Origin of the sequence: Gimibacter soli, assembly GCF_028463845.1 — a bacterium.
Taxonomy (GTDB): Bacteria; Pseudomonadota; Alphaproteobacteria; order Sphingomonadales; family Kordiimonadaceae; genus Gimibacter; species Gimibacter soli.
This window is the reverse complement of the sequence record NZ_CP116805.1, coordinates 3,270,331-3,283,242: the sequence shown is the minus strand read 5'-3', so window position 1 is coordinate 3,283,242 and position 12,912 is coordinate 3,270,331. Positions and strand designations below refer to the sequence as shown.

Sequence of the window (12,912 nt, the reverse complement as noted above, 5' to 3'; positions counted from 1 at the left end):
CATCGTGCGTAAGTTCAGGAAGGAGTATTTCATTCCCGCAAGGAAAGGAGAAAGTCCATGTCTCTTGCCAAATATACCGTTTTCCGTCTGAGGTTGCCAAGGAACCTGCCGCCCGCCCCGCGACTGGGGCCTGCAGCTTTCGATGCCACCGCGTTCGGGCCCGTCATGATGACGGAAGGGATGGATGAAAAGCCTGAACTGTCGGTGGAACCTGCGGAGCTTTCCGACAAGGAAGCCGCTGAAATCAATGCCAGCAACAGCAACGACAGCGCCGTTATGTCGATGCCGATCAAGCTGATCGAGGCGCAGGTCGGTGGTCCCGGCGTTGCAGCAGTGAATACTGCGTGGGGCGTCGGTGCGGTCGGGGCCGATGTCTCGACAGCAACCGGGGCAGGCGTGACAGTTGCAGTGCTGGATACAGGGATCGAGGCATCCCACCCGGCGTTTGCCGGGGTCAATCTGATCACGCGCGATTTCACCGGGACTGCCCCGAATGCAGCAGATGGCCACGGTCATGGCACCCATTGCGCCGGTACGGTTTTCGGGCGCGACGTGCAAAATACCCGTATCGGGGTGGCGCCGGGCGTCACGAGGGCTGTAATCGGCAAGGTGCTGGCGGATAACGGCGGCGGCTCGTCGGATGCCCTGTTCCAGGCCATGCAATGGGCCGTCGTCAACGAAGGTGCGCAGGTCCTTTCCATGTCGCTCGGGTTCGACTTTCCGGGCCTGGTGGCCTGGCTGGTGCAAAATCAGGGCTTGCCCATCGATCTTGCCACCTCGCAGGGCCTTGTCGGGTACCGGCAGAACCTTCGGGCGTTCGATGCCCTCGTCAATTATTTCAAGGCGATGGAGCCCTTCAACAAGAATGCTGTGGTGGTGGCGGCAGCGGGTAATGAAAGCCGGCGCAACCAGAATGCCAACTATGTGATCTCTGCGTCGCTTCCCGCGGCGGCGGAAGGCGTGGTCTCTGTCGCCGCCTATGCAGACGGTACACCGAACTACGATATCGCAACCTTTTCGAACAGCGACCCGGCCATTGCCGCGCCGGGGGTTGCTATCTCCTCGGCGGCACTCGGTGGCGGTCTTGCCACGATGAGCGGGACAAGCATGGCGTGCCCCCATGTTGCAGGCCTTGCCGCCCTGTGGTGGCAAAGGGAAGCGGGTGCCGGCCGACTGGCAACAGCCACCCGAATAAAGGAACTGGTGCTGGCCAGCGCAACCCTTGGCCAGCTCAAGCCAACGCTCACCATTCGCGATTATGGCCGTGGCCGGGCCATGGCGCCTTGATGACAGAAAGGGTGACGGGATGACGGTTTTCCGCCTGACAATGTTTCCCGCCAACGAAGGCGATTGCCTCCTGCTCAGTTACGGGCAGGAGGCGGCCCTGCGTCATGTGCTTATCGACGGCGGCAGAAAGGCAACCTTCAAGAAGGGTGGCCTGAAAGCGGCGCTTGAAGCCATCGAAGCGCGGGGCGAGGGGCTGGAGCTTCTGGTTCTGACCCATATCGATGCCGATCATATCGAAGGCTTGCTGGAACTGGTGAATGAGGCGCCGCCGGTGCTGAAACCCAGGGAGGTCTGGTTTAACGGCTTCGACCAGATGGCCTTCATGCCGTTTCTGGGTATCCTCGGGATCAAGCAGGCGGACGCCTATACGAAGGCGCTCAAGGCGCATGACTGGCCGATCAATGCGCGTTTCCAGGGCAGTGCCATCGCGGTGGAAACAGTGGGCACAGCTATCGATATCGCCGGGCTGAAATTGACGATCCTCTCGCCCGATGGCGCCCATCTGGCCCCGCTCAGGAAAGACTGGGAAAAGTACCGGCGTGAAGCTGAAGCAATCGTTGTGGCTGAAGAGCTGGACATTCCCGCTGCGGCCTTCCCCCTCGGGCCGGCCATTCTGACGGCTGATCCGGACGTTGAGGCACTTGCTGCGCCGACGCCTATCGACGATGCAGTTCCCAATGGCTCAAGTATAGCCTTCCTTGCGGAATTTGCCGGAAAGCGGGTTCTCCTGACCGGGGATGCACATCCGGATGTCCTGTTGGCCAGTCTCGAAGGGCTCGGTTTTTCGGTCCAAAGCAAATGCCCGGTCGATCTGTTCAAGCTGTCCCATCACGGCAGCAAGGGCAATGTGACGCGTGAGCTGCTGGATATTGTCGCGTGCCACCGTTTCGCGGTCTCGACCAGCGGCAGCCGGTTCGATCATCCCGACCCCGAAGCGATGGCCCGTATCCTCAAAACGCCCACCGCCGCGCGCAAGCAGATCCATTTCAATTACACGTCGCCCGAAACCCGATTGTGGGACAGGGCCAGCCTGCAGGGCACATATGGCTATGACTGCGTGTTCCCGGCGACGGGAACATCTTCGGTGATCGATATCTGAAGAAGGCTCAGTCCGGCTTGTCGATGATCTCGCCGGTGTCAAGGATCGGCGAGGCATCAAGATCTTCGGCGTCCATCATCGCGGCGATGCGCTGCAGGGCGCTGACGAGCATGGTGCGTTCCCATTCATCCAGTCGGCGGTAGCGGCGCAGGAAACCTGCCTGCAACAGCTCCGGCGCTTCCTCCAGCCGCTTCTGACCTTCTGCGGTGAGGCAGGCAAAGACGACGCGGCGGTCGTCCTCGCTGCGTTCGCGGCGGATAAGGCCGCCTTTTTCGAGCCGCTCGAGGATTGTCGTCACGGTCGGCTGGCTGAGCGCCACCTCGCGCGCCACATTCGAGGGGGCTGCCTTGCCGATCTTGCGGATGGCCTGCATGACGACAAGCTGCGGTGCCGTGAGGCCGGTGGCCTTCATCAGCTGCTTCGATTGCAGGTCGACCGCGCGCATGATGCGGCGGATCGAAATCAGGATATCATCATAATCGCTCATAGCCTCATCTAGCCCGAAGGGCGGGCCGGAGGCAATGGCGGCCTCAGGTCGCTTTGCCATCGCTTATCAGGTCGATCAGGCAATCAAGGAGGACATTGGCGCCTTTCTCCACATCGCCCCAGTGGGTCCATTCGTCGGGGGCGTGGCTGACGCCGCCCACACTTGGCACAAAGATGAGCCCGGCATCGGTTACGCGGGCGAGGAATTGCACATCATGCCCGGCACCCGAAGGCATCTTAATGTGGCTGTATCCGCGTGCCTTGGTCTTGCGGTCGATGAGATCGACGATGGCAGGCGTGCAGGCTTGCGGTTCCAGCCAGCTCATCTGCTCATATTCGAACATCAGCCGGTGGCGGCGCGCGATGGCGGAAAGGACGCGGCGGCAGGAAGCAGCAAGGGCCTTCATCACCTCGGGGTCAAGATCGCGGCCAACGATGGTGAAATCCACCTCGCCCGGCACCGTGTGGGCGAAACCCGGCTTCAACTGCACATAGCCTATGGTGATGCGGGATTTGTCGGTGCCGTCTTCCTCGATGATGCGTTTGATTTCGTGGGCGAAGTCGGCAAGGCCCTGGAAGGCATCGCTGCGCAGTTCCATGGGCGCGGTGCCGGCGTGATCCGCCTTGCCGATCAGCCGCACCATCCATTTGAACACACCCGAGATGCCTTCGACCACGCCGATTGTCTTGCCCTCGGCCTCAAGAACCGGCCCCTGTTCGACATGAAGTTCAAGATAGGCCTTGAGGCTTTCGGGGTCGCGCCGGGCATGGAGGGCGGCGCGGTGATCAAGGCCCTGGGCGGCCATCGCATCCTTCAGGCTGTTGCCTTTCGAATCCTTCGCTGATTCCAGCCAGTCGAGCGTTACGCAGCCGGCCAAGGCCTGTGCGCCAAGCATGCCGCCGAAACGGCCTTCTTCCTCGCTCGTTGCCACCAGTTCGATGGCGCAGTTCAGGGGCAAGCCTTCTTCCTGCACCACGCGGACGCATTCGAGGCCCGCGATCACGCCCAGCGTGCCATCAAAGATGCCGCCGGCGGGCACGGAATCGAGGTGCGAGCCGATCATCACGGCGGGCGCGTCATCGGGGCCGATCCGGCCGACCACGTTGCCGGCGCCGTCCAGCCGCGCCGTCATGCCTACGTCTTCCATGCGGGCCATCAGCCAGCGCCGGGCTTCCATGTCTGCGTCTGAAAAGCCCTGACGGTAGACCCCCCGGTCCTGTTCGTTGAAGCCGATCTTGGCAAGGGTCATCAGGTCATTTTCGATACGGTCGATCGAAACGGTTGGCATGGCTGTCCGTCCTTTCTGTTCTGGCCCCTCGCGCCGGACTCTGCCGGAGCGTGCAGCCTATTTCCAGAACAAATATTTTGAAATCGAAGTAATTTTGTGTATGATTCCGGCTCGCACACGGCGCCATAGGGAGAACTTATGGCGCTGTTTTCGCCTGATAGCAGGGAAATGGAAAGCGAGCTTTCAAAGTCCAATGTTGTTTAGAATTCTAATGCTAATGACCGTTTTTTCGGCATCGGCGCCGATGGCTTTTGGTCAGACGCTGACGCTGGCGGATGACGGCAGAAGTGCGGGCTATGCGACACTCGCGTGGCCGGTGGTGGAGGGCAACTCCTTCCTTCTCGAAGAATATGAAGGGGATGAGTGGCGTATCATCTATGAAGGCGGCGACCGGGCAACGACCCTCAGCGGCCTTGCGGATGGCGACTATCGTTTCCGGCTGAGCGCCGACAACGGCCCGCCGGGGCCGGAGTTCGGCCTGACGGTTGCCCATCATCCGCTGTCGCGGGCGTTCGGCTTTTTCGCGGCAGGTGCTGTGATGCTGGCCGTGCTTGTTGTGCTGCTTGTTGTGGGCACGCAGCGGCATGAAGATGGTGAAGGAGAGCCGTCATGAATGCCAATGCGGTTCTCCCAGCCTATGACGCCTGGATCATCATCGGCGCCTTTTCGGTGCTGTGGGTGCTGATCGGCTGGTGGCTCGGGCGGAACAATAATTCGCTTGAAGATTATATGCTCGCGGGCCGCAAGGTCGGGATGGGCTTTGCCGTCGCCACCGCGATGGCAACATGGGTGACGTCGAACACCACCATGACGGCGCCGCAGCTGACTTATCAGCTCGGGATTTGGGGCATGGTCGGTTACTCGCTTGGCGCTGTCGGGCTCATCCTGTTCGCGCCGCTTGCCCGGCGGATCCGCACCCTGATGCCGCAGGGCTATACAAGCGGTGACTTCATCCGCCTGCGTTATGGCCGCACGGCGTGGCGCGTGTTTCTGGGCATTTCCTTTTTCTACAGCCTCGGCTGGCTGATCAGCCTTGGCATGGCGGGCGGGCTCCTCATCAACGCGCTCTCCGGCATTCCCTATGCGTACGGGATGACGGTGATCGTGGCGATCTGCACGCTTTACACCGTGTTCGGGGGGCTGAAGGCGGTGATCGGCACCGATTTCATCCAGACGATCCTGATCCTTGTCGGCGTCGTCGCCCTTGGTGTGCTGGTGGTTGACGAAGTCGGGTTCGAGACGATTCACGCCTCGCTTTCAGAAGAACGGCCCGAGCTTCTGAACATGCTGCTGCCGGCGTCGATCATGTTCCTGTTCAATAACCTGTTCTTCGGGGTGGGGGAGATTTTCCACTCGAACGTCTGGTGGTCGCGCGCTTTTGCCTTCGCGCCGGGTGTAGGCTTCCGGGCTTACCTCACTGCCGGTGTCTTCTGGCTGCCGATCCCGATTGTGGCGGGGCTGATTGCCCTTGCAGCTCCGGCACTTGGCATCAATGTGCCGTCGCCGGATATGGTCGCACCGCTTGTCGCCGGCAAACTGTTCGGCCTGTTCGGCGGTATCCTTGTGTTTGTCGTGGTGTTTGCAGCCCTTGCCTCAAGCCTCGATAGCGTTCTCGCCGCCACCAGCGACCTGATCGTCAAGGATATCTACAAAGGCCATATCCGTCCGGCGGCATCTGACGCAGAACTTCGCAAGGCGGCGGTCTGGATCATCATCGGGCTTGGTGCCACGACATGGGCCCTTAGCCTGATGCGGCTGGCGACACTCGGCTCGCTTCTACATTTCACCGGTGCCTTTGTGGCAAGCACGATCTGGCCGATTGCGGTGGGGCTACTTTACAAGCGCGGCAACGGCGTGCATGCGACCGCTGCCATGCTTCTTGGCTCTGTCGGTGGCCTTGCTGCCTATTTCACCATTGGTTTCTATGTCGCGGCGCTTGTATCCGCCGGCATCTCGATGGCCGTGATGGCACTTGCCTTCCTCCAGCGGCCTTCCTTCGACTGGGCAAACCTGACGGCTGCCCGCCAAAGCTCCACAGGAGACTTGTCATGATTTCCGCTTCGACCCTCGCATCCCTTGTGATGCCCGCCCTTGTGATGACGGCGATTGCGCCCGCGGTGCTTGTCACCCTGGTCTGGCGCGACGTGAAGGAGAACAAGCTATGGTAAGGGCTGAAGCCGCGATCTTCGAAGGCGCCGCCTCGTTCGAGCCGACCCGGCCGGACGTTTACGGCGACGCCCATCCGCGTGATCTGCTGCGTGCGATCCATGAGGAGCATGACTATCTGCGGGCCCTCGCGCACAGCCATATTGCGTCTGCCGCGCAGTTTGAGCGCCCGCTCCTGATGCAGCTTTTCCGGCTGGCCGCGAAATATGAGGCCAACCCGGAACGCTACGGCACGCCTTTGAAGCCGCTGGCTGGCAAGCTGCTGATCAGCGCCTTCTATGAGCCGTCCACACGTACCCGGCTTTCATTCGAAAGCGCGTGGCACCGGCTTGGCGGCGATATCATGTCGATCACCGACCGTTCGACAACCGGTATCGCCAAGGGCGAGAGCCTTTCGGACGTGGCCGAGATGTTCAACAATTATGGCGACTGCGTCGTACTCCGCGACAGCCGCGCCGAATCCGTGATGGAAATGATGAACTCGCTGCGCATTCCCATCATCAATGCGGGAAATGGCTGCGATGAGCACCCGACACAGGCGCTGGCCGATCTCTATGCCATCATGAAATGGCGGCCGGACCTCCTGGCCGACAAGCCGGAAAACCCGATCCGCATCGGTATTGTTGGCGTGCCGGAGCGCATGCGCACGGTGCGCAGCCTGCTCACGCTCCTCAGCCGTTTCTCGGATGCAATCGAGGAAGTCGTGGTGGTCCATGATGGCAAGCAGGAACCGCTGTTCGCCCCCGAGCAGCGCGAAAACCTGATGCGGGACGGCCTGACGATCAGCGAAACGTCTGATCTCAACGGCGTCCTGCCGACCCTTGACGTTGTCTATATCAACGCGATCGCATGGGTGAAGGACAGCTTCGAGGTGATGGGCGAGGAACTGAAGCTTGATGCCAGTTCCCCGCTCAAGTCGAGCGCGATTGTGCTGCATCCGCTGGCCCGCGGGCCTGAGCTTTGCACCTCGCTCGATAACACGCCCCACAACTGGTACTTCGCGCAGGCGCGGGGTGCCGTGTTCATCCGGATGGCGCTGCTGACCTGCATGGTGCAGCGGACCGAAATGGTCATGGACATTGTCTGAGCCTTTGCCCGGACTTCAAAACTACAAGGAATGATAAAAAGAAAGGTCTCCCATGTGCGGCATTGCCGGTATTTTTCACCGTGAGCCTGAAAAACCTGTCGATCCCCAGTTGCTCGCCAATATGGCGGCGATCCAGTACCACCGTGGCCCCGATGGTTTCGGTGTCGAAATGATGAATGGCAAGGGGGTGGGCTTTTCCCACGCCCGGCTTTCGATCATCGACCTGAACGAGAACCGCGGACGGCAGCCCTTCAAGAGCGCCGACGGCTCGCTTCTCCTCGCCCACAATGGCGAATTTTATGACTATCAGCGCATCCGGACAGACCTGACGAGCCGGGGCGCGCGCTTCCGCACAAAGTCGGATAGCGAGATCATCCTGCACCTGTTCCCGCGGTTCGGGCTTGATGAAACGCTGCGGCGCCTGCGCGGCGAGTTCGCTTTCGCGCTGTATGATGCCAAGGAAGATGCGCTGCATCTGGTGCGTGACCGCTTCGGCATCAAACCGCTTTATTATCATGCCAGCGACGAGGGCGTTGTCTTCGGGTCCGAGATCAAGGTGGTGATGGCGCACCCCGCTGTGCCGCGCCGCTTCAACAATCAGGGGCTCCTGCACCAGCTGATGCAGGTGATGGTACCGGGCACCACGGCCTATGAAGGCATCACGCAGGTGAAGCCGGGCCATGTGGTGACCTTCCGCCGTCAGGGCCTTGGCTACGAGATCCAGGATCGCCCCTATTGGGATGTCGAGTTCCCGGACGCGAGCTTCCACCAGGGCCCGAAAAGCGAAGAGGAAAGCAGCGAAACCGTCCGCGAGGGGCTGACCGAGGCAGTGCGCCTGCGGCTTGAGGCCGACGTGCCGGTCGGTTGCTACCTCTCCGGCGGGGTCGACAGCTGCTCGATCCTTGGCCTTTCGGCCGCCATGCGCCAGCAGCCGGTGAAGGCCTTTACCATCGGCTTCACGGATGCGGCCTACGATGAGACGCCGATTGCCAAGGAAATGGCAGCGGCGACCGGGGCCGATCAGGATATCCTGCGGCTTGATGCCAATGCGCTTTACGGCCATTTCGAGGAAACGATCTGGCACACCGAACGCACCATCTATAACACGCTGGCTGTCGCCAAGTTCCTGATGAGCCGCCATGTGCGCGAGGCAGGTTACAAGGTGGTTGTAACGGGCGAAGGCTCGGACGAGCTTTTTGCCGGCTATCCGTCGTTCCGGCGCGACCTGTTCCTGCACGGGCTGGATGACCTGCCGGAAACCGAACGGCGCCGCTGGGAAGCGATGCTTGGCGAAAGCAACAAGCTCTTCAAGGGCGCGATGCTGGCGGACGACGAGCTGGACGATCCCTTCCTGACCGACCGGGTCGGCTTCACGCCGTCCTGCCTGCAGCCGTGGCTCGCCTGCGAGGAAACGGCGCGTGATGTGCTGAACCGTGACCGCCTTGGCCTTCTCGCCGACTATAAGCCCGGCCATGCGATTGCCGAGCGGCTGGACAGGGCCAAGCTTGATGGCCGTCACCCGCTGGACCGCGCGCAATATGTGTGGTCGAAGACGATGCTCGAAGGCCAGATCCTGACATGGGGCGGTGACCGGGTCGATATGGCGAACTCGATGGAGGCACGGCCCGCTTTCCTTGATCACCATCTGGCTGAGGCCGCAACGCGCATTCCGCCGCTGCACCGGATCAAGGACCGGCGCGAGAAATATGTGCTGAAGGAAGCGATGAAGGGCCTGCTGCCGAAAACGCTTTACGAGCGCGAGAAGTTTGCCTTCATGGCGCCGCCCGCCACCACCAACAAGGACAAATGGTCTGCGATGATGGAACTGGCGCAGGATCACCTGAACGATCAGGCGATCCTCGACAGCGGCCTTCTGGATGGTGCCGGCGTGCGCCGCCTGCTGGCTGAGGCGCAATCGGAAAACACCAGCCGGGCGCGGCTGGTGCAGCTCGATGCCATGCTCAATCACATGCTGGGTGTGCAGATCCTGCACCGCAAGCTGATCGCGACGGACATCCCGGCGCTGGCGGCTGAACGTGCCCGATCGCTCGGCTGGATCGTCAAGGAACCGGCGGTGGCCTGATCCGCCGCCACGAGGGATCATCCCCCGAAATGCAAACCGGCCGCCCTGGGTGTCTCAGGGCGGCCGGTTCTTTTTCAAGCGGAGGCTGACCGCTTAGAAGGTTTTCTTCACATTCACGCCCCAGGTGCGCGGTGCATTCGGGTAGCCGCTATAGCTGCCGTCCTGCGCAACCGTCGGGAAGGACGAGATAAGTGCTTCGTCATTCGTCAGGTTACGGGCCCACAGCATGACCTCGAGGCCAAGTTCCTCGTTGGTGATACCGAAGCTGGCGTTGATCTGGTTGGTGCCGTAGGTGGCAACTTCCGGCGGGGTCGTCTCGGTGAGGTGCGTGTCGCTGACATAATAGTATTCGACGCGCAGGAAGCCTTCCATCGTGTCCGTGATCGGACGGGTGATGGTAGCCGAGGTCGAGAAGGTCCATTCCGGGATACCGGCCGGCGTGTCGCCGGTCAGGTCACGGAAGTTCGGACGGCGACCGGTCGCCGGGTCAACCGGGCAACGGACGGTGTCGTAGGATACGCAAGCGGCACCGGGGAAGCTGTCGTAGGTCGGATCAAGGTAGGTGACAGCACCGGTCAGCGCGATCCAGTCAACCGGGAAGTAAGAGGCATCGACCTCGACACCCTTGGTGGATTGCTTGCCGGCGTTCACCAGGCTGTAGCCGAGGCCGGTGAAGGCGTTCGACTGGAAGCCCTTGATCTGCTGGTCGAAGAGGGCAACGTTGATGAAGCCGCGCTCGAAGCGGGCTTTCGCGCCGATTTCGATCACAGTCACATCTTCGGGGCCAGCCGAGCGACCAACGCCGTTCACGTCAGCCGGGCGGCTGTCGGACGACAGGTTGTAGGCACCGGCTTTCCAGCCCTTGGCGTAGCTGATGTAGGTGTTCACATCGCCGATATCGTAGGAGACACGGGCCGCATAGGTGAGCTTGTCACCTTTAAGGATGCCGTCTTCATCCGAGTTCGGGAAGTTGACGGGCGCGTGGTTCTGCGTGTTGCCATAGAAGAACTGCAGGGCACCAAGGCCGCCATAGATGTTGCCCGGCAGGCCGAGGAACGGAAACTCGGGCACAGCCTGCAGGTTAAGCGACGAGAACGGATCGTTCAGCACCACGTCCGACACAACTTCCTTGCGGTCGTTGAGGTAGGCGAGGCCGCCGGTGAAGGTCAGGCGCTCGGTGACTTCATAGTCGAACTGGCCAAAGAGCGAGTAAGAGCGCTGGTCCATGTCGTAGAAGTCATGGATGCCGTCGCCCGCCTGGAAGTAGGTCGCGCCCGGCACGATGCTGGGGTTGACGAGGCTTTGCAGGAATTCGAGGGCGAAGATGTTCGAACGACCGTTGAGCGCGGCCGCAAGCGGCGGCGGCAGGGCGCCGAGCAGGGTCGCCGGAACCTGACCCGAAAGGCCATCAGCGAAGGCACGGATATCGGTGCCATAACTGATGTCGCGGCCGGTGTTGATCTTCTCGTCCTGATAGAAGGCACCAAGTTGCCAGGTCAGCGGGCCGTCACCCGTGGAGGTCAGGCGCAGTTCCTGGGTGAAGGTCTTGATATCGTTCTGGGTGGCGTTCTCGGAAATCGAGGCGCCGGTGAAGTCGATATCCTGGTTCGAGGCGTTTTTCTGATTCCGCCATGCGGTGATCGAGGTCAGCGCCATGCCGTCAAACTGCCAGTCAGCCTGGGCCGAAATGCCCTTGCCGCTCAGTTTGTTTGCAGGGTCAGCGTTGAAGATCACGTCGCGGTCGAAGATGGCATCCGGGTCGCCAATCGGCTTGCCGAGGCCAAACGGCGAGGGTGCGCCGATGAACTGGGTGGCAGGGCCGTTGAGGATGGTGACCACGCCGCAGCAGCGTTCGTTCATCTCGTTATAGTCGCCGATGACGCGCAGCGTGAAATCCTCGTTCGGATTCCAGAGGAGGTCACCACGAACCGACCAGCGGTCGCGGTTGTTCACGTCCGTACCGGTCGTCAGATTGTCGAAATAGCCATCACGCTTGTTGTAGTTGCCCGAAACGCGGACAGCCACGGTGTCGCTGAGCGGGCCGGTGATCGAGGCTTTGACAAGGCGCTGGTCAAGGTTGCCGACGCTGACTTCGGCCTTGCCGCCGAATTCAAACTGCGGCTTGGCGGTGACGATGCTGATGGCACCGGCCGACACGTTCTTGCCGAAAAGGGTCGACTGCGGGCCGCGCAGCACTTCGACGCGCTCGATTTCCGGCAGGTCATCAAGGGCGGACGAGGTGCGCGAGCGGTAAACACCGTCGATGAAGACGCCGACCGACGCTTCGATACCGTCGTTGCCGTTACCGTTGCCGAAGCCGCGGATGCTGAAGTTGGTCTGGCCCGTGGCGTTGAGCTGCGAAACGCTCAGCGAGGGTACAACCGTCTGCAGGTCGATCATGTCGCGCACCTGCGCCTTTTCGATCGTTGCCTGGCTGGTCACCGCAACCGAGATCGGAACATCCTGAAGGGTCTGTTCGCGCTTCTGGGCGGTTACGACGATTTCGTCGATTGCAAAGTCATCGCCGGCCTGGCCGGCAGCGTCTTGAGCGAAAGCCGGCATGCTGGCGACAAGCGCGAGCATAGAGGCCCCGAAATACTGGTTCCTGATCATGAATTCCTCCCTTGCGTCGTCCCCACGACGCGATGACCCGATTAGAGCCTTAAATTCTAATGTTGACTAGAAGAATTTTCGTTTGGTCCACACTTTGGCTTGCCAATCACCCGTAAAATCAGGGAAAGTCGGCGTCGAGAGAGGGCAATTGACGGCCAGGGAGGGCTGTCGGGGAGGGGAATGCCCATGGCCGTTTCGCGAAGCCGTAAGTCTGACGGCAAGCGCGACTCAATCGTTCATGCGGCCACTGGCGTTATCAACGCCAAGGGTTTCGCACGGGCGACCATGTCGGAGATCGCTGCATCGCTCAATCTGCGCGATGCCACGCTTTACTATTATTACCCGAATAAGGTGGCGCTGGCCTATGCCTGCCACTGCCGTTCGTTCGAGCGTTTCGAGAAGCTTCTGAAGCATGCCGAAGACGCCGAAGGCACGGGTGCCGCGCGCATGCGGTGCCTGATCAGGCGCGTGCTCGAAGACCAGTTTGAAAACGGGCCGCAGCTTTATTTCGGTGACTATTCCTATCTTGGCGATGAACAGCGGCGGAAGATCACCCAGTGGGCCGACCGGCTGAAAGGCATGCTCGAGCATATCCTGAAGGACGGAATCAAGGACGGCTCCATCGTGCCTTGCGACACGCGGATCGCGGCCCAGCTGATCATCGGGATGGTCATCTGGCTGGCGAAATGGATTCCGGCTGTGGAGGGGCTGACGGTCGAAAGCCTTGAAGGCACGATCGTCACCATGATGCTCGGTGGGCTGGAGGCAGATCCGGCAGCCGCCATGGCCGCTGCCGGATAAG

Annotated in this window: 10 protein-coding genes; 7 read left to right on the top strand and 3 right to left on the bottom strand. The window is 61.2% G+C overall.

Annotation, left to right across the window (positions count from 1 at the left end; genetic code table 11):
* Positions 1-57: 57 nt before the first annotated feature.
* Both PH603_RS15095 and PH603_RS15090 read left to right on the top strand, forming a co-directional pair.
* Entirely contained in the window at positions 58-1,287 is a 1,230-nt protein-coding gene (locus PH603_RS15095; protein ID WP_289503526.1) for a S8 family peptidase, read from the top strand.
* Positions 1,288-1,306: 19 nt separating this feature from the next.
* Positions 1,307-2,386: a ComEC/Rec2 family competence protein gene (locus PH603_RS15090; protein ID WP_289503525.1), complete on the top strand. Its 1,080-nt coding sequence runs from the start codon at positions 1,307-1,309 to the stop codon at positions 2,384-2,386.
* A 7-nt stretch (positions 2,387-2,393) separates the two neighbouring features.
* On the opposite strand, the gene PH603_RS15085 is transcribed toward PH603_RS15090, so the two are convergent.
* On the bottom strand, positions 2,394-2,873 hold the full coding sequence (locus PH603_RS15085) for a MarR family winged helix-turn-helix transcriptional regulator (protein ID WP_289503523.1): 480 nt from the start codon (positions 2,871-2,873) through the stop codon (positions 2,394-2,396).
* A gap of 43 nt (positions 2,874-2,916) precedes the next feature.
* Complete coding sequence (locus PH603_RS15080; protein WP_289503521.1) at positions 2,917-4,161, bottom strand: Zn-dependent hydrolase; 1,245 nt, start codon at positions 4,159-4,161, stop codon at positions 2,917-2,919.
* A gap of 244 nt (positions 4,162-4,405) precedes the next feature.
* On the opposite strand from PH603_RS15080, the gene PH603_RS15075 reads away from it, so the two are divergent.
* From PH603_RS15075 to asnB, 4 genes are all read left to right on the top strand, one after another.
* On the top strand, positions 4,406-4,774 hold the full coding sequence (locus PH603_RS15075; RefSeq protein WP_289503519.1) for a hypothetical protein: 369 nt from the start codon (positions 4,406-4,408) through the stop codon (positions 4,772-4,774).
* Positions 4,771-6,213, top strand: a complete 1,443-nt coding sequence (locus PH603_RS15070) for a sodium:solute symporter family protein (RefSeq protein ID WP_289503517.1) — start codon at positions 4,771-4,773, stop codon at positions 6,211-6,213. Before PH603_RS15075 ends, PH603_RS15070 begins: the two co-directional genes overlap by 4 nt.
* Positions 6,214-6,322: 109 nt before the next feature.
* Positions 6,323-7,414, top strand: coding sequence for an aspartate/ornithine carbamoyltransferase family protein (locus PH603_RS15065; protein WP_289503515.1), 1,092 nt, complete (start codon positions 6,323-6,325; stop codon positions 7,412-7,414).
* A gap of 52 nt (positions 7,415-7,466) precedes the next feature.
* Positions 7,467-9,497, top strand: a complete 2,031-nt coding sequence (asnB, locus tag PH603_RS15060; protein ID WP_289503513.1) for an asparagine synthase (glutamine-hydrolyzing) — start codon at positions 7,467-7,469, stop codon at positions 9,495-9,497.
* A gap of 93 nt (positions 9,498-9,590) precedes the next feature.
* On the opposite strand, the gene PH603_RS15055 is transcribed toward asnB, so the two are convergent.
* Positions 9,591-12,110: a TonB-dependent receptor gene (locus PH603_RS15055; protein WP_289503511.1), complete on the bottom strand. Its 2,520-nt coding sequence runs from the start codon at positions 12,108-12,110 to the stop codon at positions 9,591-9,593.
* Between the two features lie 186 nt (positions 12,111-12,296).
* Here PH603_RS15055 and PH603_RS15050 point away from each other — a divergent pair, with 186 nt between their 5' ends.
* A complete protein-coding gene (locus PH603_RS15050; RefSeq protein ID WP_289503509.1) occupies positions 12,297-12,911 on the top strand; it encodes a TetR/AcrR family transcriptional regulator in 615 nt (204 codons plus the stop codon).
* The last annotated feature ends 1 nt before the right edge of the window (position 12,912 follow it).

Coding starts and splice junctions, on each gene's coding strand:
- PH603_RS15080 (WP_289503521.1), bottom strand. CDS start 4,161: ATGCCAACCGTTTCGATCGACCGTATCGAAAATGACCTGATGACCCTT.
- PH603_RS15055 (WP_289503511.1), bottom strand. CDS start 12,110: ATGATCAGGAACCAGTATTTCGGGGCCTCTATGCTCGCGCTTGTCGCC.
- asnB (WP_289503513.1), top strand. CDS start 7,467: ATGTGCGGCATTGCCGGTATTTTTCACCGTGAGCCTGAAAAACCTGTC.
- PH603_RS15050 (WP_289503509.1), top strand. CDS start 12,297: ATGGCCGTTTCGCGAAGCCGTAAGTCTGACGGCAAGCGCGACTCAATC.
- PH603_RS15090 (WP_289503525.1), top strand. CDS start 1,307: ATGACGGTTTTCCGCCTGACAATGTTTCCCGCCAACGAAGGCGATTGC.
- PH603_RS15070 (WP_289503517.1), top strand. CDS start 4,771: ATGAATGCCAATGCGGTTCTCCCAGCCTATGACGCCTGGATCATCATC.
- PH603_RS15085 (WP_289503523.1), bottom strand. CDS start 2,873: ATGAGCGATTATGATGATATCCTGATTTCGATCCGCCGCATCATGCGC.
- PH603_RS15075 (WP_289503519.1), top strand. CDS start 4,406: ATGGCTTTTGGTCAGACGCTGACGCTGGCGGATGACGGCAGAAGTGCG.
- PH603_RS15095 (WP_289503526.1), top strand. CDS start 58: ATGTCTCTTGCCAAATATACCGTTTTCCGTCTGAGGTTGCCAAGGAAC.
- PH603_RS15065 (WP_289503515.1), top strand. CDS start 6,323: ATGGTAAGGGCTGAAGCCGCGATCTTCGAAGGCGCCGCCTCGTTCGAG.